General features: G+C 61.1%; 17 protein-coding genes and 1 pseudogene. 6 read left to right on the top strand and 12 right to left on the bottom strand.

Going from position 1 to position 21586, the window contains the following annotated elements; translation table 11 throughout:
- Both FJU30_RS14175 and FJU30_RS14180 read right to left on the bottom strand, forming a co-directional pair.
- The coding region (locus tag FJU30_RS14175; protein ID WP_150435634.1) for a DUF6531 domain-containing protein at positions 1-3807 on the bottom strand (3807 nt) is incomplete at its 3' end.
- A gap of 314 nt (positions 3808-4121) precedes the next feature.
- A pseudogene (locus FJU30_RS14180) lies at positions 4122-4274 on the bottom strand (Lrp/AsnC ligand binding domain-containing protein); the annotation flags it as partial.
- Between the two features lie 875 nt (positions 4275-5149).
- Between FJU30_RS14180 and FJU30_RS14185 the strand changes: the two are divergent.
- Positions 5150-5926: an L-threonylcarbamoyladenylate synthase gene (locus tag FJU30_RS14185; RefSeq protein ID WP_150435635.1), complete on the top strand. Its 777-nt coding sequence runs from the start codon at positions 5150-5152 to the stop codon at positions 5924-5926.
- Here the strand turns inward: FJU30_RS14185 and FJU30_RS14190 are convergent.
- The 4 genes from FJU30_RS14190 to FJU30_RS14205 form a co-directional block, all read right to left on the bottom strand.
- Complete coding sequence (locus FJU30_RS14190; RefSeq protein WP_150435636.1) at positions 5920-6825, bottom strand: LysR family transcriptional regulator; 906 nt, start codon at positions 6823-6825, stop codon at positions 5920-5922. The genes FJU30_RS14185 and FJU30_RS14190 overlap by 7 nt on opposite strands.
- A gap of 295 nt (positions 6826-7120) precedes the next feature.
- Positions 7121-7360 carry a type 2 periplasmic-binding domain-containing protein gene (locus FJU30_RS14195; RefSeq protein ID WP_150435637.1) on the bottom strand — a complete coding sequence of 80 codons (240 nt, stop codon included), beginning with the start codon at positions 7358-7360 and terminating at the stop codon, positions 7121-7123.
- A 59-nt stretch (positions 7361-7419) separates the two neighbouring features.
- The gene (locus FJU30_RS14200) at positions 7420-7776 is read right to left on the bottom strand and encodes a LysR substrate-binding domain-containing protein (RefSeq protein WP_150435638.1); all 357 of its coding nucleotides are present in this window, start codon (positions 7774-7776) and stop codon (positions 7420-7422) included.
- Between the two features lie 71 nt (positions 7777-7847).
- The gene (locus FJU30_RS14205; RefSeq protein ID WP_150435639.1) at positions 7848-8201 is read right to left on the bottom strand and encodes an ArsR/SmtB family transcription factor; all 354 of its coding nucleotides are present in this window, start codon (positions 8199-8201) and stop codon (positions 7848-7850) included.
- 481 nt (positions 8202-8682) lie between these two features.
- On the opposite strand from FJU30_RS14205, the gene fusA reads away from it, so the two are divergent.
- Positions 8683-10788 (top strand): elongation factor G, encoded by a 2106-nt coding sequence (gene fusA / locus FJU30_RS14210; RefSeq protein WP_150435640.1) that lies wholly within the window; start codon positions 8683-8685, stop codon positions 10786-10788.
- Positions 10789-10947: 159 nt separating this feature from the next.
- Here the strand turns inward: fusA and FJU30_RS14215 are convergent, their stop codons facing one another.
- The 4 genes from FJU30_RS14215 to FJU30_RS14230 form a co-directional block, all read right to left on the bottom strand.
- Entirely contained in the window at positions 10948-12456 is a 1509-nt protein-coding gene (locus FJU30_RS14215) for an efflux transporter outer membrane subunit (RefSeq protein WP_395858568.1), read from the bottom strand.
- 40 nt (positions 12457-12496) lie between these two features.
- Complete coding sequence (locus FJU30_RS14220) at positions 12497-14065, bottom strand: DHA2 family efflux MFS transporter permease subunit (RefSeq protein WP_150435642.1); 1569 nt, start codon at positions 14063-14065, stop codon at positions 12497-12499.
- Complete coding sequence (locus tag FJU30_RS14225) at positions 14062-15195, bottom strand: HlyD family secretion protein (RefSeq protein ID WP_395858566.1); 1134 nt, start codon at positions 15193-15195, stop codon at positions 14062-14064. The genes FJU30_RS14220 and FJU30_RS14225 overlap by 4 nt, the downstream gene beginning before the upstream one ends.
- Positions 15196-15817: 622 nt before the next feature.
- Positions 15818-16639: an alpha/beta fold hydrolase gene (locus tag FJU30_RS14230; protein WP_150435644.1), complete on the bottom strand. Its 822-nt coding sequence runs from the start codon at positions 16637-16639 to the stop codon at positions 15818-15820.
- Between the two features lie 50 nt (positions 16640-16689).
- On the opposite strand from FJU30_RS14230, the gene FJU30_RS14235 reads away from it, so the two are divergent.
- Entirely contained in the window at positions 16690-17016 is a 327-nt protein-coding gene (locus FJU30_RS14235; RefSeq protein WP_150435645.1) for an ArsR/SmtB family transcription factor, read from the top strand.
- 173 nt (positions 17017-17189) lie between these two features.
- Here the strand turns inward: FJU30_RS14235 and FJU30_RS14240 are convergent, their stop codons facing one another.
- Positions 17190-18071 (bottom strand): LysR family transcriptional regulator, encoded by an 882-nt coding sequence (locus FJU30_RS14240; protein ID WP_150435646.1) that lies wholly within the window; start codon positions 18069-18071, stop codon positions 17190-17192.
- Between the two features lie 93 nt (positions 18072-18164).
- On the opposite strand from FJU30_RS14240, the gene FJU30_RS14245 reads away from it, so the two are divergent.
- Positions 18165-18617, top strand: a complete 453-nt coding sequence (locus FJU30_RS14245) for a DMT family transporter (protein ID WP_150435647.1) — start codon at positions 18165-18167, stop codon at positions 18615-18617.
- 230 nt (positions 18618-18847) lie between these two features.
- On the top strand, positions 18848-19666 hold the full coding sequence (locus FJU30_RS14250) for an isocitrate lyase/PEP mutase family protein (protein ID WP_150435648.1): 819 nt from the start codon (positions 18848-18850) through the stop codon (positions 19664-19666).
- A 38-nt stretch (positions 19667-19704) separates the two neighbouring features.
- Here FJU30_RS14250 and FJU30_RS14255 read toward each other — a convergent pair whose 3' ends face one another.
- Positions 19705-20502 carry an NAD(P)H-dependent oxidoreductase gene (locus FJU30_RS14255; protein ID WP_150435649.1) on the bottom strand — a complete coding sequence of 266 codons (798 nt, stop codon included), beginning with the start codon at positions 20500-20502 and terminating at the stop codon, positions 19705-19707.
- A 177-nt stretch (positions 20503-20679) separates the two neighbouring features.
- Here FJU30_RS14255 and FJU30_RS14260 point away from each other — a divergent pair, with 177 nt between their 5' ends.
- Positions 20680-21573, top strand: a complete 894-nt coding sequence (locus FJU30_RS14260; RefSeq protein WP_150435650.1) for a LysR family transcriptional regulator — start codon at positions 20680-20682, stop codon at positions 21571-21573.
- Positions 21574-21586 lie beyond the last annotated feature (13 nt).

The following is a 21586-nucleotide window of genomic DNA, read 5'->3' on the forward strand; positions in this document are numbered from 1 at the left end:
CGTGCGGCTGCTCTGCTCGCCCGCCAGCCGCATTCCGCTCCACAGGAAGGTGATGACCTCCGCATCGGCGCCGGCCTCGCCGTGACGGTGCAGGATTTTGTGCGTGCGCCGGCCCAGCGCGTCGTAGCGGTACTCCGCCCGGCGGTATTCGGGGTGGCCTTCCAGCGTCACGTCGCTGACGCGCTGTTCGTCGTCGTAGCGGAAGTGCTGCACCGTGCCGTCGCGCCCGCAGCGCCGGCTGAGCCGGCCGAAGGCGTCATATGACAGCCGGAGGCCGTTCAGGCGCTGCAGCAGGCCGCACCACACCGTTTCGCCCGGCGAGTCCGTGCGGTTGCCCGCTGCGTCGTGGTAAAAATGCTCCGCCTGACGGCCGGTGATACCCTGCGTCAGACAGCCGTCCGCGTCGTAGCCCCACATGCGCCGCCGGTATTTGTCCGCCGGCGCGGCGTCGCCGTCGGTCAGTATCTGCTGCACCAGCCGGTCCGTCTGGTCCCACTGGCAGCGCTGCTCCAGCACCAGCCGGTTGCCGCGGCTGGTGCGGCGCAGCGTCACGCGGCCGGCGCTGTCGTAGCGGGTGTCCCGCGTCAGCGCTCCCTGGGTGCGGCTGATTTCCCGGTGCAGCCGGTCGCGCCGGTAGCCGGCGATGTCGTGCGTGCCGCCGGCGCCGCGCAGGCTCATCTGCAGCAGGTGGCCGCTGCCGTAGTACAGCCGGCTGAGTTCGCGTCCGTCCGGCAGGGTGGTGGCGGTCAGGTTGCCGGCGATGTCGTAGCGGTGCTGCCAGCGCCCGCCGTGATTGTCCTCCGACAGCAGGTTGCCGGCGGCGTCATAGCCGAAGGCCAGCGTCTCGTCCCAGTCCGACTCGCGCCGCTCTGCCCGGGCCTGCCGCCAGGCGCTGAGCGCGGTGCGGCGTATCTGTATCTCCCGCGGCCGCCAGCTGTATTCCGTCCGGTGCTGCGCCGTATCGCGCGCGGTGAGGCGGCCCCGCGCATCATACTCATAGCGGCTGGTCAGCGGCGCGCCGGCGCCCTCCTGCGCCAGCGGCTCGCGGGTGACCGACGCCGGCTGCCCCAGCCGGGTCCAGGTGTAACGGGTGGCGCGCCCGGCGTAGTCAGTCTGCGCCAGCAGCCGGTGGCCGGTGTCGTATTCGAAGCGCCAGCGTTCGCCGTTCGGGTTTTCCAGCGCGGTCAGCCGGCCGAAGCGGTCATAGTGCCGGCGTACCTGACGGCCGGACGGGCCGGTGGCCGCCACCACCTGGCCGCGCACGTTGCGCCGGACCCGGTACGCGGCCAGACCGCCGGTGATTTCCGCCGCCGGCAGGCCGGCCGCGTCGTACTCATAGCGGGTTTCGCGCCCGTCCGGGCGGGTCTCGCTTTGCAGGCGGCCGGCCGGGCTCCAGGCGTAACGGGTGACGTTGCCCTGCGCGTCGGTCTCCGCGGTCAGCCGGCCGGCGGCGTCATAACGGTAATGCGACGGGTAACCGGAGCAGTCCTCCGACCGCACCGGCAGGCCGCGCGCGTCCGGCCGCAGGCGCAGCGTGCTGCCGCCGGCGTCGGTGCGCGTCAGCAGGTCGCCCCGGTCGTTATAGCTGAAGCGGGTGACGCCGCCGTCCGGGGCGGTGAGCGCCGTCAGGTCGCCCTGCGGACTGTATTCATAGCGCCATACCGCGCCGTCCGGCAGCACTTCGGTCAGCGGGAGGGCCCAGACCGGGTGCCAGGTGGTGAGATGCGTACCGCCCGCCGGGTCGTGCACCCCGGTCAGGTTACCGCGTCCGTCATAATCGTAGCGCCAGTGCCGGCCGTCCGGGTCGGTGACCGACAGCAGCCGCTCGCCCTCATCCGCCTGCTCATACTGCCAGCGCGCGCCGTACGGGTCGGTATAGGCGGTGATGCGGCAACGGTCGTCCCAGCGGTGTTCGCTGCTGCCGCCGGACAGGCAGGTGACGGCGGCGCGGCGCCGGGTTTCGTCCGCGTCAATCAGCCACTGCTCCAGACTGTTCCCGTCCTCATCCTGCACCCGGTAACCGCAGACCCGCCAGTGACCGTCCGCCTGCGCCGGCGGCTGCCAGTCGTAGCGCAGCGTCAGTCCGGTGGCGTGGCTGTGCGCCGCCATCATGCCGCTGGCCGCATCCCACTGATAACGGCGCGTGACGATGCCGTCCGCGTCGCGCACTGAGGTGAGCTGCCCGCGTTCATTGTAGCGGTACTCCGCCAGCAGGCGGCTTTCGCCTTCGCATTCCTGATGCACCGCGCTCAGCCGGCCGTGCCGCGCGTCATAGCTCAGCCTGGCGGCCAGCGTGTCGTTATCGTCGCGGATATGCACCAGCCGGCCGGCGTCGTTATAGCGGTAGTGGCGGAGATTCATATGGCGGTCGGCGGTCTGCAGCAGCCGCCATTCGCCGTCGCGCAGCGGGTCCGGCTCATACAGCTGAAATTCGCCGTCGTCCGTCTGCAGCACCGGGACCCCCTGGCGGGTGAAGTACAGCGTCAGGCCGTCTTCCTGAAAGTAAACCACCGTGCCCGGCTGCACGTCGCCCAGCCCGCATTCGCGGCCGGACGGGTCGCGCCAGAAGAACTGCCGCTGCCCGTCCTGCGCGGGCCGGCACAGCAGGCGGGTTTCGAACGGCAGCATCCAGCCGGCGCCGAGCGCCCCGCATACCGGGTTCGCGCTCTGGTAGACGCGCTGCCAGACCAGCGGCATACGGCCGTCCAGCGCGAAGTCGCACTCCGCCTCTCCGGCCAGCAGCTTGATGCCGGTGGCGATATGCACCGGGTGCGGCGTCTGCTGCGCGGCGGGATGCACCCGGCCGGCGACCACCGCCGCCAGGGCGCCGGCGCTTTCGCTGAGCGCCATCCCGGCGAGCAGGCAGGGCAGCCGGACTTTCAGGCGGCGCAGACTGACGCAGGAAAACAGGTTTCTCAGTTCGCCGACACCCAGCGAGCCGATAATGGCGCCGAGCATATACATCATGATGTTGCGGCCGCTGCGGATATCGCGCACCACGATACTGCCGCCGCCGATACGCACGCGCGGGCTCTCCGCCGGCTGGATGGTGGCTTCGCAGGTGCTGCGGTCGCCGCGCCGCGCCGCCGGCTGGCCGTTAATCAGGACCTTTTTCGAGCCTTCGGCGATGAAGTTGCCGGGGCCGGTGATGACGTGGCTTTTCTGGCACAGCACGGTGTCGTGCGACGCGGGAATGGCGTGCGGGCTGGCGCTTTCCGTCACGGGCTGGGTCAGGTCGGCCCAGGTCTCTCTGGCCAGGGCGGAGAGGCTGGCCGGGGTCAGGGCGCTGAGTCCGTCCTTCAGCAGGCTGCCGGCGCCGTCGAGCAGCGCCGCGGCGGCGGCCTGCGGGTTGCGGGCGGCGAAATGCAGGGAAGCGGCGAGGCTGCCGGCCAGCATCATGGCGAAGGCGGCGGGACCGGGGCCGTCTTCATCGCCGTCGGGCGCGTTGAGCACGTCGTGGCTGACGGTGCCGGCGGCGCGCGCGGCGGGTTTGCCCATGATGTGCACGTCGGGAGAGCCGCTGGTGATGGTGGCGTCGGGCGGTCCGCGCAGGCCGAAGAAATCGAGGGCGGCGTCGACGCCGGAGGCGACGAGATTTCCGGCGGCTTCGGGCAGTCCGCTGGTCATGGCGCCGGCCAGCAGCGCAAGGCCGGCGACGGCGCCGAGTCCGGTGCCCGCCATGGCGCCGGCGGCGGCAAACACGGCGGTGTAGATAAGGCCTTCGGTCAGGCCGGCGGCGAAATCAGCGAGCAGGGAGGTATGCACCAGCGGGTCGCCGGCGCGGGCGGCGGTCAGGTCAGCGGCCATGGGTCAGGCCTGCGCCGGGTCGGACGGCGCGCGGGACAACGGCCGGTCATGCAGAGCGTCGGGCCGGGCGGAGCGGATGAAACAGACGCGGGCAGGATACCGCGCGTGACTGACCGGCAGGGATGAGCGTGCGGCGCGGCGCGGGGCCAACAGACCGTCCGTGAGGGTATGGCTGGCAGGCATAAAATGTTAGTCCGTTAACAGTGATACATCTGATTGACGATCAAAGGATAAAAGAGGCGGGCGCGATGAGGCAAGCATATTTTGCCGCGGGCCGTCGCCGTTACCTGCCGCCGGCTTGTACGGCTGGCGGCTCAAAATGTCAGTTGTGTGGTGGAAAGCACTTCCCGCAGCCCGATAAACGAGCGAACCTGACGTACGCCCGGCAGGAATAGCAACTGTTCGGCGTGCAGACGGTTGAAGCTCTGGTTATCCCGCGTGCGGATCTTCAAAATATAGTCGAGCTCATCAGGCGACCGGATCGTCTTTTCGGCGCAAAGACGTCGGCGCATACAGGCAGATCAATGGACTCTGTCATGGCTGAGATAGACCCGCGTACCTGCAATTTGCACTATGACGAGTATAAATAGCCGAACCTGAGGGCAGTGGGTCCGATCACCGATAGCGATCAGTGGCTGACTGCCCGTAGCGGCGCCGACGCTATATCCGTATTAATGGATGGGAATAATATGGGGATAACGGGCACTATTGTTTCCTGGCGGAAACAATGCCGGGTAAATGTCGGTATTGGTTGTTAACCGCCGATGACAGGTTATGATAATCGCCAATGTAGCGAAAAGAAGAACGGGTAATAACCATTAAATAGTGGAATTTTTTATTTCCGTCAGAATTCAGCTTGCAGATGCGCTGGTAACGTTAGGGGGTGTCCCTTAACCTCCCGGCATACCAAAAAGTGATTTGGTAATCATTTCCGGAATGTGATTTTGGGTTGAATGTTGAGCGTTTTCAGGACTATTTTTATCGCTTAACGGTGTTTTTTGCACGGTTATAACAATGCTGATCTGTACAAAAAACAGTTACGGGACACACCCATAGCTTATGCGCATTATTTACCTGAGTTGATCGACGCATATTCGCCGGTTGCGTTACCGTGCGCATCGATGCGTATGCCGGTAAAACGCCAGCGCATCACGCAGTTCAGGACGATAGTGTTTTGAACTGCGGGGCGAATTATTTAGGCTGGAGTGGTTTGAACTATTTTTTATCGCATTTTTTTCTGGCGAATAAATGGCGCGCCTGCGCCGCCGTGCTCACTAATGATTGATTAACTTATTGCTGTTTATTTTTTTAATCAGCGCAACGATGATGGGTGAAGATTAAAATGAAAGAGAAAACGATTAACTGGAACGGCGGCATTCAGCCGGAAGCCGTGGATATTTTATCCGGCAAGGGAGGAATGATCGTCAGCCCGACCAAAGTCGGATACATTATTATGACTTCGGATGCCGAAGGGCTGGAGCGTAAATTCGAAGCTAAACAGCGCAAACGGAATAAACCGGGCGTAGTGCTGTGCGGGTCGCTGGAGCAGGTGAAAGCCCTGGCGCAAATGACGCCGGAAATTGAGCGTTTATATGAACGCCACTGGCGGCAGGATATTTTGCTGGGCTGTATTTTGCCCTGGAAAGAGGAAGGCAAAGCGTTAATCCCGGATGACGGCAGTCAGGCGCTGATGATGGACGGCCGACAAACCAGCTGCTTTGTCATCAGATTTGGCACGCCTGGCGAAAATATCGCCCGTGCGCTATGGCAAAAAGGCCGCTTTTCGTTTGCCAGTTCCGCCAATCCCTCCGGTAAGGGCAACCGCGGGATGGTAGAAGGTATCGGCGACCGTATTGCGCAGCGTGCGGATTTGATTATTGCCGCCAACGATTATGTCAAATCCATCCAGCCTAATGAGTCGGATGAAACGCGTTATGAGCAGGGCGTGATGGTCTCGCTGGTCGACGAAGCAGGGAAACTGGTGCCGGAACAGCATGGTCAGCGTGGCGTCGCGCCTTGTCCGATGCTGATTCGTAAAGGTCTGCAGGTGAATCAGATTATGGCCATCATGAGCGATATTTTCCCCAGTTGGGACCATCGCCACGGCAATTACTACTGAGCTGCGCGCGTGCGCAGCGTATTTTGCAGGCTATCGACAAAAAGACTGATGCGCGGCGAGTTGAACTGCGACTGTTTAAACATCGCCCAGGATTTGTAGACCTCCATTTGCCAGTGCGGCAGCAACCGGATAATACTGCCGTTTTGTACGTGCTCATCGGTAATATAGGCCGGCAGGTAGGCAATGCCGAGATTATCCAGCGCGGCATTTAATAGCGCGGTGCTGTTATTTGCCCGCAACCGGCAGTGTACTTCTACATCTATTCTCTGCTTATCCTTATGAAAGGGTAAAGCAATGGTGTGCGCATTGCCGCGAAACAAAATATAGTCATGGCGCGGTAATTGATCAGGGTGGGTAATATCAGGACAGGTGCGAAGATATTTCTCACTGGCATACAGGCCCCACTCAATATCAATCAGTGGTTTAAAAGAGCCGTTTGGCGGAAATTCACGGTCAATCGCAATAGCTACATCATAATGTTCATCTTCTATATTAATCGGCCGGTCGGTTAAATCGAGATCGACGGTAATGTGAATATTGTTCTTAATAAACTGATTCACAACGGGCATTACGCACTGAGAGCCAAACGTGACCGGCGCGGCAATACGCAAACTACCAACGGGATCCTCATGAACCTGCCTGATGAATTGTTCCGAATTTTTTATTTCCTGCAGGATACGATGGCAGTACTGGTAGTAGGTTAATCCCAGTTCAGTGACCTGAATTTTGCGGGTGGTTCTCTGTAACAGTTTGGCGCCTAACCTTATTTCAAGCTGAGAAATTTCTTTACTCACGGCTGATTTGGAGATATTCAGCTGATTGGCTGCTTCGGTATAGCTCAGGGTTTCGACAACGTTGGCAAACACCATCATTGCGGTGAGATTATCAAGTTTATTCATCCCGGCTCCTTAATTGTTTAACCCCGGCAATAACCGGAAATGCTAACATGATTTCCCTGTATGACGGCCGGAAAAGTTAGCTATGCCGGCTCTCGGCGTCGCGCGATCAGAGGGTCACCCTCTCCATCAAAAAGTCTAAATAGCCTCGCATAATCGCGCTACACTTGCCCTGCAGGTTGAGTGACAACGATATTATGATTAAATCACAATCAACTGTTTTTAATGATTATTTAAATGTTCTTATCATCAGTTACGCGCTGTGGCATGGTCAAAAGTGAAACATCAATGCGCGAAGCTATTTAGCAGGGCGCGCACGCACAGGGAGGGGAGAACCACATTGCCTCACGAACACCGCATAAATTTCTTCGATGCCGCCAGCGTTCCAGCCCCCCAGTATGGGAATCAGTCTCCCCGCCGTAATTTCCTCGCGCACCTGAAGCTCCGCCTGACGAACCAGTCCCTGACCGGTCAGCGCTAAACGCCGCAGCGCTTCGCTGTCGCTGGCCTGGACGTTGCCGACGGGGACTACCAGCACCTCTCGCTCGCCAGGCTGCATCGGCCAGTTTTGTTGCGCACGCGCGTAGTTTTCCGTGATCAGATTGTGCTATTGCCGTTCGTCCGGGCTGAGCGGCGTGCCGTGGCGCGCAAATAGGCTGGGGAACCGACAATCATCGTGCGCATCTGACCAGGCTTGTACGCGATCGGGTTTGAGTACTTGAGCGGACCGATGCGTATCGCCACGTCGGTGCGCTGTTCCGGCAGGTCGATAATTTTATCCGTCAGCACGATATCCAGATTGAAGTCGGGATAACGGCGCAGAAACGCCGGCACCAGCGGCAGCAGAAAATGGTGGCCTGGCGGCACGCTGGCGTTAAGCCGCAGCCATCTGCGCGGCGGCTCCGTTCCAATCCAGATCGGCGAGGATGCGCGCGCCGCGCTCGTCACACGCACAGCTTTCCGGGGTGAGCTGCAACTGGCGGGTCGTACGGTTGCTCAGCCTGATGCTGACGGAAAAGGGAACGTCAGGGTAGCGGATTAAGTAGATGCCGCGCGGTCGTCTGCGCGGTGACCGCATCGTTCTCCAGCGCGCCCAGCAGCGAGTCAAGCAGGCCCGGGAAACGCGCATTGAGATCGTCGCGCCGCAGCGACAGCAGGTTTTCCCGGCCATAGGGTCGCTGCCAGATAACCCCGCTGTCGCGCAGCACGCGCCAGTGATGGGTCATAGTGGACTTAGACTGTCCCTGCAGCAGCGAGCCGCAGGCGCGCTCGCCCTCCACGGCCAGGGCGCGCACGACGGCCAGACGCAGCGGGTTGCCCAGGGCCGTCAGCACATTCTCCAGTCGAATTTGTTCGCGGTCGGGATGGTTTGGAATCATGAATAATCCTGTTATTGCTTGTTTTCCGGCAGTGGCTTGCGCGCGACAAACGCATTGTCTGGCCGCGCGACCCCGTCTCTTTTCTCTTGCACGCGGCGAGCGAATCGACAGAACCCGTCCGCCCCTGCGGCGCCGCGGGCCGACGGTATTGCCGCCGTCAGCCCGGAATTCTGTTCGATCAAGCGATTTGCCTGAGCGCCGTTTTCCTGCGGTGCGAATGCGATGGGCATAGTTTGCCATAACCGACCGGCCGCGCCCAGCCGTGCGCCGCGCTCTTTGGCGGCGTTAGCGCGCGCCGGTTTGGTTTACGCCGCCGCGCCGGGAGGACGATGAGCGCATCAGGCGATGACGACGCGTTGCCGATTGTAGTTATGAATTAATTGTACTATTGTAGTCGTACTATGTGGTTGCATTCAACCCCGTCGCGTCGCGCGCCGTCCAGCGCGGCGGCGGGAAAACCGTACGAAAGAAGGAAATAACCATGTCTCGCTATACTCCCATAGAACGCTATCGCAATATCGGTATCTCGGCCCACATTGACGCCGGTAAAACCACGACCACCGAGCGTATTCTGTTCTACACCGGGGTGAGCCACAAACTCGGCGAGGTGCACGATGGCGCCGCCGTCATGGACTGGATGGCGCAGGAGCAGGAGCGCGGGATTACCATCACATCGGCCGCCACCACCTGCTTCTGGCAGGGCATGGACGGATCTTTTCCCCGCCACCGCATCAATATTATCGACACCCCCGGCCACGTGGATTTCACTATTGAAGTGGAGCGCTCTATGCGCGTGATCGACGGCGCCGTCATGGTGTATGACGCCGTCGGCGGGGTGCAACCGCAGTCAGAAACCGTCTGGCGCCAGGCGAATAAATACCGGGTGCCGCGTCTGGCTTTCGTCAACAAAATGGACCGTATCGGCGCCGATTTCTTTCGCGTGCGTCAGATGATGGTGGAACGACTTAACGCCAACCCGGTGCCCGTCGTCATTCCGATCGGCGCCGAAGATAACTTCAGGGGCGTGGTCGATCTGCGCAAGATGAAAGCGATTATCTGGGACGACGCCACCCAGGGCATGACCTTTAGCTGGCAGGCGATCCCGGACGAACTGGCGGCCTCGGCGCGAGAGTGGCGCGAAAAGATGGTCGAAGCCGCCGCCGAAGCCAGCGCGACGCTTATGGATCAATATCTGGAGAGCGGCGAACTGAGCGAGGCGGCGATCACCGAGGGGCTGCGTCTGCGCACCATCGCGGGCGAGATTCAGCCGATGCTGTGCGGTTCGGCATTCAGAAATAAAGGGGTGCAGCGTATGCTCGACGCGCTTATCGAACTCATGCCTTCGCCGCTGGACGTGCCGCCGGTCGGCGGCGTGGATGAGGACGGCAATCCCGCCGCGCGCCGGCCGGATGACGACGAAAAATTTTCCGCGCTGGCGTTCAAACTGATGACCGACCCCTGGGTCGGCCAGTTGACTTTCGTGCGCGTCTACTCTGGCGTGCTGCGCAAGGGCGACAGCGTTTACAACCCGATCAAGGATCGTAAGGAGCGCATTGGCCGTATCGTCCAGATGCACGCCAACGATCGGCAGGAAATCGATGAGATCCGCGCCGGCGATATCGCCGCCTGCGTTGGACTGAAAGACGTTACCACCGGCGACACGTTGTGCGATCCGAGCGCGCCCGTCACGCTTGAGCGCATTGCGTTTCCCGAGCCGGTGATCCGTCAGGCGGTGGAGCCTAAAACCAGAGCGGACCAGGAAAAAATGGGGATCGCGTTGTCGCGTCTGGCCGCGGAAGATCCGTCGCTGCGCGTCGCCAGCGACGAGGAGTCCGGCCAGACCATTATCGGCGGCATGGGCGAGCTGCATCTGGACATCATTGTCGACCGCCTGAAGCGTGAATTCGGCGTGCAGGTCAATGTCGGCAGGCCGCAGGTCGCTTATCGCGAAACCGTTCGCCAGGCCGTGGCGGACGTCGACGGTAAATTTGTGCGTCAGTCCGGCGGTAAAGGCCAGTACGGTCACGTTGTGTTAACGGTCGAACCCAATGAGCCGGGCCTGGGATTCGCTTTCTTTGACGAAATCAAAGGCGGCGTTGTACCGCGCGAATACATTCCCGCGGTGCGCAAAGGGGTGGAAGAGGCGCTGAATAGCGGCGTGCTGGCCGGTTACCCGATTGTCGATGTGAAGGTGCACCTGACCTTCGGTTCTTACCACGATGTCGATTCGTCCGAGCAGGCGTTCCGAATGGCCGCCATTTTTGGTTTTCGGGAAGCCTGCAAGCAGGCCAGTCCGGTGATTCTTGAACCGATCATGGCGGTAGAGGTTGAAACGCCGGAGGAGTATGCCGGAACGGTAATGGGCGATTTGTCGTCCCGCCGGGGCATGGTGCAGGGAATGGACAGCATGGTCGGCGGCGGCAAAGTCATCAGCGCCGATGTTCCGCTGTCCGACATGTTCGGCTATTCCACCGTATTGCGCTCCATGAGCCAGGGACGCGCCACGTATACGATGACCTTTAAGCATTATGCGCCGGCGCCGAACGAGATAGCGGCTAAGCTGCAGGATGAAAGAAAGCGTCGCTGATCAGCCGGCGCAATCCTGTATTAACCGCCGCTGCTCGCTGCGCATCTTCATTTCCGCTATGCCCGCGCCGGCGGGCATTTGCCGCGATGCGCGCCTGCGGGAAAACGAAGTCGTCCGGCGTCGGTGACAGGCGCCGCCGTCCGCGGCAAAAACGCGCCGTTAGCCATGCTGGCCGTCGGCCGGGCCGAATACCGGGTATTCGGGCAGTTTAACCTGCTGATAAGGTTCCCAGCCGCCGCCCAGCGCTTTATACAATGCCACCAGATCCAGACTGCACTGTATGCGGGCCTGAATAGCCTGCTGTTTCGCCTGCGCCAGCTGGCGTTGTGCGTCCAGCGCGTCAATAAACGACGACAGGCCGTTGCGGTAGCCGTCGCCGGCCAGCTCAAACGTGTTTTGCAGCGCGTCGACGCTACGATCAAGCTCTTCGACCTGCTGCTGATCGGTGCGGTAGCTCACCAGCGCATTCTCCACATCCTGTAGAGCGGTCAACACCGCCTGACGATAGCCGAGCGCCGCGCTGGCCTGCTCCGCGCGCGCCAGCCTGACGCCGGAGACCAGCCTGCCGCCCTGAAAGATCGGGAGCGAAACGGACGGGCCAAAACTATAAAAATGGCTGCTCCAGTTATCCAGATAGCTGAAATCGGTATTGCGGACGCCGAACTGGCCGGTGAGCGACAGGTCGGGGAACAACTGCGCGACGGAGATGCCGATATTGGCGGTGGCGGCGTGAAGCTGCGCTTCCGCCTCGCGCACGTCCGGCCGGCGTCTGGCCAGCGTGGACGGTACGCCGACCGGCACCGTTTTGGGCAACGCCGGCAGGGATTTCTCCGCCGCCAGCTCGCTATCCAGCGCGCCCGGCGGCTGGCCGATCAGCACGGCCAGGCCGTTCATCGCCTGGCGTATCTGGGCCTGATACTGCGGCAACTGCGCGCGCAGAGAACTGAGCTGGGCGCGGGCGTTTTCCACGTTCATCTGCGGCGCCAGACCGTTGCGTTGCTGGCTTTGCGTCAGATCCAGCGTCTGCTGCGCGATCTCAATCTGGCTGGCCAGCGTCTGGCTGGCGGCCTGCGCGCCGCGTAGTTGCAACCATGTTCTGGCGACTTCCGCCTCCAGCGAAACCAGCGCATCGTTACGGTTCTCGATCGACTGTTGCTGCTGTGCGTCGGCCATCTCGACCTGACGGCGCACTTTGCCCCACAGATCCAGTTCCCAGGCGGCATCGAAACTGCCCTGATACAGCCCGACCGGCTGGGTCAGGCTATCGAGCGCCGAACTCAGGTTGGGATTAGCCTGATCCACCTTGCTGTAGACATCGTGGGACTCCAGCAGCCCTTTCATGCCCAACTGTCGCCGTTGCGCCGATGCGTTGCCGTTGACCGACGGCAGCCAGACGCCGCGCGCCTGATTGAGCTGCTGACGCGAACCGGCAATACGCAGCACCGCCTGTTGCAGCGTCAGATTGCCGGCGATAGCCCGATCGATCAGGCTATCGAGCTGCGCATCATTAAATGATTTCCACCAGTCGGGATCGGTGACCGTCGCCTGCGGTTTTGACGCGCTGTCCGAGTCAAGGCCGTTGAACTTACCGGGCGTGGCGGGGGCTGGCGCCTGATAATCCGGCCCGACCGAACAGGCCGACAGCGTCAGTAAGGCCGCCAGCCACATGCCGGATCGTGAATAGGAAAATGACGAAGATACCCTCATGTCAGTGTGCTCCCGCACTGCCTTTGCTCTTGATCGGCGCAAGCAGTAAACAAAAAGGAATAAGAAGCAGGGCGATAATGCTAAGACCCCTGAAAACGTCGATGTAGGCCAGCATGCGGGCCTGAACGATCATCTCTTTATACATTTGGCCGGTGGCCAGGGCGATGGGATCGCCCGCCATGGTGGAGAAGTCTTTGATCGCCTGGGCCCAGCGTTCTATCGTCAGATTGAACGGCTCGTTTAGCGTGGACATGTTATGCACCAGATGAGCGCTGTGTACCTGCTGCCGTTCGGTAATCATCGCCGTGGATAGCGAAATGCCGATTGAGCCGGCCACGTTGCGGCACATGGTCAATAGCGCCGACGCGTCCGCATTCAGCCTCTGGGGAATGGTGACGAACGCAATGGTGGTCAGCGGCACAAACAGGAAGCCGAGTCCGATGGTTTGCGCGCTGCGCATCAGCACCAGCGTGGTGAAATTGATATTCGGCGCCAGCATGGACGAATAAACAAAGGAGGCCGCCAGCGTGGTGAAAGCGCCGGCGATCATCCAGCGCGTCTGCACCAGCGGCATCAGCTTTAACGCTATCGGGATGGTCAACACTACCAGTACGGCGCCCGGCGAGAGGATCATCCCCGACCAGGTAGCGGTGTAGCCTAAATCCTGCTGCGCCAACTGCGGGATCACCACCGCGCTGGCGTACAGAATCATCGCCATGCCGGCCATCAGCACGCAAGACGCCGCGAAGTTGCGATCTTTCAGGCAATAAAGATCGACCACCGGTTTTTTGGCGTACAGCAGCCAATAGACCGCCCCGATCAGGCCAATCGTCGTCAGCACGGCAAAGGTAATAATAAAGTTGGAGTGGAACCAGTCGTCATCCTCGCCGCGGTCGAGCATCATCTGCAGACAGCCCAGTCCGAGAGTCAGCAGGCCGATGCCGATATAGTCGATACTGAGCTTATCCTTCGCCACCTTGCGTTCCCACGGCGGGTTTTCCAGCAGTTGATAGATGGCCAGCACGCTGAAAATGCCGACCGGGACATTGATAAAGAAAACCCAGCGCCAGCTGTAGTTATCGGTGATCCAGCCGCCCAGCGTCGGGCCGAACACCGGGGCGACAATGATCGCAATCGCCGACAGGCCGAACGCCTTGCCGCGATCTTCCGGTTTAAAATAATCCAGCAGCACCGATTGCTGCGTCGGCTGTAAGCCACCGCCGAAAAAGCCCTGCAGCACCCTGAAGAGAATGATTTGCCACAGCTCGGTGGCGATACCGCACAGGAAAGAGCAGATGGTAAACATCACAATACAGATCAGGAAGAATTGTTTGCGGCCGAATACCCTGCTCAGGAAGGCCGAAATCGGCAGCACAATGCCGTTGGCCACCAGATATGAGGTTAACACCCAGGTGGATTCGTCATAACTGGCGGAGAGGGAACCGGCCATATGGGGCAGGGCGACGTTAACGATGGTCGTGTCCAGGATCTCCATGAACACGGCGAGCGTCACCGTAATGGCGACCAGCCAGGGGTTACTGGCCGGTCGCCAGCTCTGACTCTGGCTCATTCCACCGTCACCTTCGGCTCAACCGACAGGCCCAACGGCAGCGGTTGATTCGGATCCAGTCCTTTATCAATAACGATTTTTACCGGCACGCGCTGCACAATCTTCACGTAGTTACCGGTGGCGTTTTCGGCCGGGAAGGCGGAAAAACGCGAGCCGGAACCCATCTGGACGCTGTCGACATGACCCTGCAGCTTCAAATCCGGCCAGGCATCCACCGAGATGTCGACTCTATTGCCCGGCCGCATGCGTTGCAGCTGCGACTCTTTAAAGTTGGCGGCGATCCATACATCCGGCGAAACCAATGAGAATAGCGAGCTGCCGGCCTGCACCAGGCTGCCGACCTGTACGTTACGTCGGGTGATAAAGCCGTCATAGGGCGCGCGCACTTCGGTGTAGGCAAGATTAAGATTCGCGGTATTGAGCTGCGCCTGCGCCTGCTCAACCTGCTGCCGACGCGCTTCGACGGCGGTTTCCTGCTGGCGGATCTGCAGTGCGATTTGCGAAGCGATTTCCACCTGCGCTTTGGCGCTTGCCAGTTCCGCGCGCGCGCTTCTTAACTGCGCGCCGGCCGCATCGATATTGCGCTGCGATGTCGCGCGCGGATCCACGCCGCGCTGCCGCTTATCATCTTCCTGCGCGTTAAGTAAATTGGCCTGCGCTTTCTCCATCTGAGCCAGCGCCTGATCTTTTTGCGCCGGATACTGAACCTTCGCCAGATCCAGCGCCGCCTGAGCCTGATGCAGCTGGGCAATCGCCAGCCCCAACTGGGCCTGAGCCTGGTCGCGCTGAGCGGTATTGTCGCGCGGGTCGATCACCACCAGCAGATCGCCCTGTTTTACGCGCTGGTTGTCTTTCACCCGCAGCTGCGTGACGTAGCCGGAGGTTTTCGGCGCGATGGTGACCGCGTTGGATTCGGTAAAGGCGTCGTCGGTGGTTTCGATATTGCGGGTGGTCAGCCAGAACCACAGGGCGACCACCAGCATAATCACCACCACCAGCGCGAGGATAATCAGCGGTTTCTTACCGGGTCTCTGGCGTTCAGGCGAACCGCTGTCCGGGGTGCTCTGCTGCGGGGTGTCATTTTGATGACGCGGGTCATCCTTTGACGATGAAATCGATTGATTAGCCATAGTTCCCATCAATAAACGACGGACTCAACGCGAGTCCCTGAAATTAACGCTGCGATGTTGAGACGGATGCGTCACCAGATACAGCCGATTGAGGATTGGTATAACGCCTGATGCGGTGTGCATAAGCTGCGTCGTGTGCTCTTCCATCACGATCGCGTCGCTCTTCTATCACGATCTGGCGCGCCTGCCGGTTTAATGCCGCCGGCGGCAAGTCTTTGACGATAGGACTATTGCGCCAGTCAATCAAGGCGGGGTCAGGTAAATTCATGGTAAGAAAATGAAACCATAAGCGGCAAAATGTTATTGCCGCTCGCAGCGTGAATACGTTGTCTGCGGGGTGCTTTTCCCGCCGGCGTTCGGCGCCTGAACGCCGGCGAGTCGGCTAAACAAGCCGGGCGAAGCCTGTTTTCGCCTGTGCGCCGGACGCTCGTTGTGCGGGAGCGAAATAGCGACATGATCTGTAACGATATTTATCCTCGCCGAAGACGACGGGGAAACATATCCGCGCCAATTGACGCTCGCGGCGGGTGAGTCTGCGTCTGGCGTGGCACTCGCTTCGCGCGGGCAAGCCGGCGCGTTACTCCCTGTAGGGGCGGGGCCGCGGGCTGGCGCCTGAATCGCGTCACCGGGCATTTAACCGCATACCGAGCATCGCCTGCACGATAGCCTCGGGCGCATCCTCCTGCACCAGATGGCCGGCGTGTTTGATGCGGGTTAACGGCCGCCGGCTGATGAGCCGCGCCAGGCGCTCGCCGATTGCCGGCGGTATCCATTGGTCGTGTTCTCCCCACAGGACATGGACCGGGCAATCGAGCGGGGCGAGAGCGGGTTCGATTTCGTCGGTAAAGCGTTGCTCCATCTGGGAAATTTGCCGATAGAAGGCGGCCTGTCCGGTGTCGCCCTGCCACGGCGACATATAGATGCACAGCGCCTCTTCGGACAACGGACGGTAAACGGCGCCCTGCAGATAAGCCTTCAGCAGCGCATTGTGCGCATATTCCGGCAAACCGCTGAACGCCTGCTGATGTTTTTTCACGTGGGCGACGAAGGGCGAACCCCAGGGCGCCAGCGCGACGGCGTCGAAAATCGTCAGCGAGGCATAGCGCAGTCCCTGCAGGAAATAGCCGCGCAGCGCCGTCGCGCCGCCGAAATCATGGCACAGTACGTCGGGCCGCGTTAATCCCCACGCCTGGAACAACTGCGCCAGCAGCCGATCCTGCACGCCGAGAGAAACCTGCTGGCCGGAGAACTTTTGCGACTGTCCGTAACCGGGCATATCGTAATAATATACCGTCCAGTAAGGCGTCAGCAGCGGTGCGATGCGCCGCCAGACCTGAGAGGAAAAGGGCGTGCCGTGAATCAATACCAACGCGGGACCTTGTCCCATACATCCCCACGCCACGCGTTGTTGTTCAAAAATGAAGTTTTGTTTGAGTTCCAGCATGCTATTCTTATTAAATCCACTTTTAGCTAAATGACTATATGATACAGAGCATGATAAATCGATCAACCCAGATTAGGGCGCTGGCCAGCGAGCAGCGGCTGGAAATACTTCGCTTGCTAAGATATCCCAATCGGCATTTCACTCATCAATGGTCGGCCGATCCGCAGGCGTTCGGCGTATGCGTCACGCTGATCGCCGGCGCGCTGAAGATCGCCCAGCCAACGGCCAGCCGGCATATTGATTTACTGCGCCAGGCCGGCTTCATCACCGTACAGCGTTACCAAAAATGGGCCTACTGCCAGAGAGACGAGCAGGCGCTGAGTGAATACGTTCGCTGGCTGAGCGCGGAAATGGGCATCGAGCCGCACGGCGTTTAACCATACCCTCTGTACGTACCGCCGGGAATTCAGTCTGCGGTTACCCTCTGATTATCTGAGCGGGGGAGAAATCGTTACGGTGAACGTGGCGGACGTGGAGGTCATGCCCCTTATTCTGATACGCAACCGCATATCCGTCGGCTTGCCCGTGTCGGCGGCTGCGCGCCCGCGTTTTATCGCTCGCTAAACAGGTCGCGCAACCAGCGGTGCCCCTCGTCGCCGTCGCTGCGCGCATGCCAGATCAGTCCGTAGTCAAATTCTTCCAGCGGCAGCGGCGGGGCGAAGGCGATCAGCGACGCTGCCGGATTATGCGCCAGCCGCGCCGGCAGCGTTAAAATTAAATCGGTGCCGGCCAGCAGGCGCGTGGCCGCCGTGTAGTGGGGCACCACGGCGGCGATGTGGCGTCGTTTGCCCTGCCGGGCGAGGAGGGCGTCGAGACTGGATTGATCTTCGCCGTCGGCGGAAATCAGCAGATGCGGACGGTTCAGCCAGTCCGTCAGCCGGTCGGCCTTGCCGGCCCGGGCATCGGCCATGCACAGCCAGCGTTCGGTAAACAGGGGCGCCGAGCGCAGGCTCGGGTTGGGGGCCGGGTTAACGCACAGCGCCAGATCGATATCGCCGTTGCTGAGCTGCGAGGGGATTGCGCCATGCGCGGCGGGCAGGCACAACAGGCGGCAGTCCGGCGCCAGACGACGCATTTTTTGCAGGACTCCCGGCAGGATAAGGGACACGCCATAGTCCGAGAGCGCGATGCGAAACAGCCGCGTTTCCGCCGCCGGATTAAACGTCGTGCGCCGGCCGGTCAGCGTCCGCACGCCGTCCAGTACCTCGTACAGCGGGTCTGCCAGCGCCAGCGCCTTGCGGGTCGGCTGTAATCCACCGGCGCTACGTACAAATAATTCATCTTCCAGCTGCTGGCGCAAACGCTTTAGGGCATGACTGACCGCCGGCTGACTCATCGAAAGCCTCTGCGCCGCCCGCGTCAGGTGACGTTCAATCAGTAATGCTTCCAGTACGACCAGCAGATTTAAATCGAACCGGCGTAGATTATTCATTTTGTGCATGATTGTGGTCTATTAAAAGAATTTAAAATAATAAATAAGAATAATTATAGTGGCTGCTATCGACAAGCGGGCAGGAGAGAGAAAATGTCACTGGGACAACTGGGGGCGTGTTTGCTGGCGATCCTCGCGGGCGCCGCGCTGCCTCTGCAGGCGGGCGCGAATGCTGAAATGAGTCGTCTGGTAGGGTATCCGTTAACGGCGGCGCTGGTCTCCGCGCTGGTCAGCATTACTTTGATGGGCATGCTGATGCTATTTTTTCGCGTGCCGTTGCCGGCGCCCCAGACCCTGGCGCAGGCGCCGTGGTGGAGCTGGTGCGGCGGCGCGATGGGCGTCGCTTTTCTGGTGCTGGCCACGCTGGTGGCGCCGTCGCTGGGCGCGGCGACCTTTATCGCGCTGGCGATTGCCGGCCAGATGGGCATTTCGGTTTTTTTTGACCATTTTGCGCTGATGGGATTTCCCGCCCGCCCGGCATCGCTGATGAGAATTATTGGCGCCGGTATGATCGTCGGCGGCGCCGTATTCGTGCAGCGAGGCTGAATAGCCTCATTTTTCCGGCGGCGGCGCGCAGCGCGCTAAAACGATTGGCGACGCCGCTCCGTTATCCCGCGCGCGAATCTTCGCGTCAGCCGTCGCAACGCCGTTGGCTGGTTGGCGATCGGGCGAAAAAAATAAACGGCGCCGGTCCACCGGATATGCGATAAAGGCCGATATCATGTGGGCGGAAGGTGGCTCGCGAACGCCGCCCGGCGGACGCATCCGGAGAATGTATGACGAGTATCGGAAGTATTTTCAGACAGTTACATGAGGGGCAAGGCGCATTCATTATCCCTAATCCGTGGGATGTCGGCACGGCGCGTATTCTGGCGGCGATGGGATTCCAGGCGCTGGCGACAACCAGCGCGGGCATGTCTTTTTCTATGGGCGTTCGCGAGGGGCAGGTTGATCGGCAGACGGTGCTGGCGCATTGTCGGACGCTGGTCGATGCGACGACGCTGCCGGTTTCCGCCGACCTCGAAAATGGATTCGGCGACAGCCCGGAGAGCGTGGCGGAAACGGTCCGCGCCGCCGCCGCGACGGGGCTGGCCGGCGGTTCGCTGGAGGATTATACCGGGCGTGCCGATCGGCCGATTTATGATTTTCAGCTTGCGGTCGAGCGTATTCAGGCCGCAGCCGAGGCGTGCGGCGCATTGGCGCAGGATTTTGTGCTGACCGCGCGCTGCGAGAACTATCTGTGGGGCAAACCGGATCTCGACGATACCATTCGTCGGCTGCAGGCCTTTGAAAAAGCGGGCGCGGATGTGCTGTATGCGCCCGGCCTGCGGGATTTAGACGCTATTCAGACCGTATGCCGTTCGCTTGCTAAGCCGGTTAACGTCATCGCCGGCATTGCTGGCGCCACCTTCAGCATGGCGCAGCTGGCGCAGGCGGGCGTGAAGCGGATCAGCGTCGGTTCGTCGTTATCCCGGCTGGCGCTGGGCGCGTTTATCCGCGCCGCGCAGCAGGTGAAAACCGGCGAATCTTTTAGCGCGCTGGACGACGCCATGGGCTTTAGCGAGATTGAAAGCTACTTCCCGCCGCACGGCTAAGCGCCAGGCCTGCGGCGCGGCGCCGTCGCGGGACGGCGTCAGCCGCAGACGTCCGGACGCTGGCGGCGGTGGATCGGGAAGCCTGATTGTCCGGGCGCGATGTTCGCTTTCAGCGTGAGATCCGGGATCGTATAGTCTCCGCCGTTCTGCGGGCGAAAGGGGATGGGCGGTGTGTCCCACAGGCTATCCAGCCGCTGCCCGAGTTCCGCGCTCAGTTGGGTAAAGCGCGCGTCGTCTGTGCGAGAGGTGTGATAAACCACAAAGGGCGGCAGGACGTCAAAGCCGGGGTAATACAGTATTCCGTGCTGGATCGGAAACAGCAGATCGTCTATCGGGCCGCTGATGCCGCGCGCGCTGTAGTGCGATATCCAGCCGCCGACCGTCACCATCAACATCGCCCGTTTTCCCGTCATCACGCCTTCGCCATAGCGATCGCCCCAGTGGCGTTCGGAGTGCTCGCCAACGCCATAGGCGAATCCATACGCATAGACGCGATCCACCCAGCCCTTGAGGATTGCCGGCATAGAAAACCACCACAGCGGGAACTGCAGGATAACCGCATCCGCCCGGCGCAGTTTTTCCTGCTCTTTGCTGATATCGGGGCGTTGTGTTCCCTGTTCGTAGGCCCGTTGCGAATCGCTCATCGGGTTAAAAGGCTCGCCGTCAGGTCTTTGCGGGTAGTCGCCGGCGTCAAGCGTCGCTTTCCAGCCCATGGCATACAGGTCCGATACCTGTACGTTGTGTCCGGCCGCTTCAAGACGTTGGACGGCGAACGCTTTCAGCGAACCGTTCAGCGAGCGCGGTTCTGGATGAGCATAGACAATCAAAACATTCATAACGATATCTCCATGTAAGTTACAGATGCAGGGTAGGGAGAGAGCATGTATAACTGAAATGAATTACTGAAATATCAGCTATTGTTATTATTAATACCATAGAGCTGCGGGAAGCGCGGACGCTTACTCCGGTTAATGGCGGCGTCGCGCCGATATCCCGCATGATGAAGGAAAAATATGCACAATTTAGCCCGGCTGGATCTCAACCTGTTGCTGACCCTGGACGCGCTGCTGGTCGAGCATAACGTCACCCGTGCGGCGCGGCGTCTGAATCTGTCTCAGCCGTCGGTCAGCGTACAGCTGGCGAAGCTGCGCGAATTTTTTAGCGATCCGCTATTGTTGCCCGGGCCGCGCGGCATGCGGCCGACGGCCAGAGCGGACGAACTGCGCGCGCCGCTGCGCCAGGCGCTGGCGGCGCTCGAACGCGCCGTCTCGCCGGCCAATCCGTTTGAGCCGGGAAAGGCCAGCCAGACGTGGCGCGTCGCCGCGTCCGACTACGGGGAATCGACCATTGTGCTGCCCGCGCTGGCCGGCCTGCGCGCCGCCGCGCCGCATAGCCGGCTGGCGGTTTTTGAAACGGCGCCGTCGCGTCTCGCCAGCCAGGCGGAGCAGGGCAAGATCGATCTGGCATTTCATACCCGCGACTGTTCGCCGCCGGAGCTGCGTCACCGCGTGCTGTTTGCCGAACGTTATGTGCTGGTCGGCCGGACCGGCCATCCGCAACTGAAAAAACCGCCGACGCCGGCGCAATTCAGCTCGCTGCATCACGTGATCGTTTCGCCGGACGGCGGCGGATTTCAGGGCGTTACCGATAGCGCGCTGGCCGGGGTGGGGCTGACGCGTCGCGTGGTGCTCTCGGTGCCGCACTTCCTGTTTGTTATGTCGGTGCTGGCCCGCACCGATTTGGTGGCGATGCTGCCTGAGAGGCTGGCGCGTCATCAGACGGCGCTGCAGGTGGTCGAACCGCCGGTCGAGATACCCGGCTTCGAAATGGCGATGCTCTGGCATGAGCGTTCGCACCGCGATCCGGCCCATCAGTGGCTGCGGGAATTTATCGCCGCGTCGCTGTAAACGGCGTTCTCTG

The organism is Affinibrenneria salicis, assembly GCF_008710095.1.

Bases quoted from the DNA above. Each gene is read 5' to 3' on its own strand.
- FJU30_RS14185 (WP_150435635.1), top strand. From the start codon at position 5,150: ATGAAAGAGAAAACGATTAACTGGAACGGCGGCATTCAGCCGGAAGCC.
- FJU30_RS14190 (WP_150435636.1), bottom strand. From the start codon at position 6,825: ATGAATAAACTTGATAATCTCACCGCAATGATGGTGTTTGCCAACGTT.
- FJU30_RS14205 (WP_150435639.1), bottom strand. From the start codon at position 8,201: ATGATTCCAAACCATCCCGACCGCGAACAAATTCGACTGGAGAATGTG.
- fusA (WP_150435640.1), top strand. From the start codon at position 8,683: ATGTCTCGCTATACTCCCATAGAACGCTATCGCAATATCGGTATCTCG.
- FJU30_RS14215 (WP_395858568.1), bottom strand. From the start codon at position 12,456: ATGTGGCTGGCGGCCTTACTGACGCTGTCGGCCTGTTCGGTCGGGCCG.
- FJU30_RS14220 (WP_150435642.1), bottom strand. From the start codon at position 14,065: ATGAGCCAGAGTCAGAGCTGGCGACCGGCCAGTAACCCCTGGCTGGTC.
- FJU30_RS14225 (WP_395858566.1), bottom strand. From the start codon at position 15,195: ATGGCTAATCAATCGATTTCATCGTCAAAGGATGACCCGCGTCATCAA.
- FJU30_RS14230 (WP_150435644.1), bottom strand. From the start codon at position 16,639: ATGCTGGAACTCAAACAAAACTTCATTTTTGAACAACAACGCGTGGCG.
- FJU30_RS14235 (WP_150435645.1), top strand. From the start codon at position 16,690: ATGATAAATCGATCAACCCAGATTAGGGCGCTGGCCAGCGAGCAGCGG.
- FJU30_RS14240 (WP_150435646.1), bottom strand. From the start codon at position 18,071: ATGAATAATCTACGCCGGTTCGATTTAAATCTGCTGGTCGTACTGGAA.
- FJU30_RS14245 (WP_150435647.1), top strand. From the start codon at position 18,165: ATGTCACTGGGACAACTGGGGGCGTGTTTGCTGGCGATCCTCGCGGGC.
- FJU30_RS14250 (WP_150435648.1), top strand. From the start codon at position 18,848: ATGACGAGTATCGGAAGTATTTTCAGACAGTTACATGAGGGGCAAGGC.
- FJU30_RS14255 (WP_150435649.1), bottom strand. From the start codon at position 20,502: ATGAATGTTTTGATTGTCTATGCTCATCCAGAACCGCGCTCGCTGAAC.
- FJU30_RS14260 (WP_150435650.1), top strand. From the start codon at position 20,680: ATGCACAATTTAGCCCGGCTGGATCTCAACCTGTTGCTGACCCTGGAC.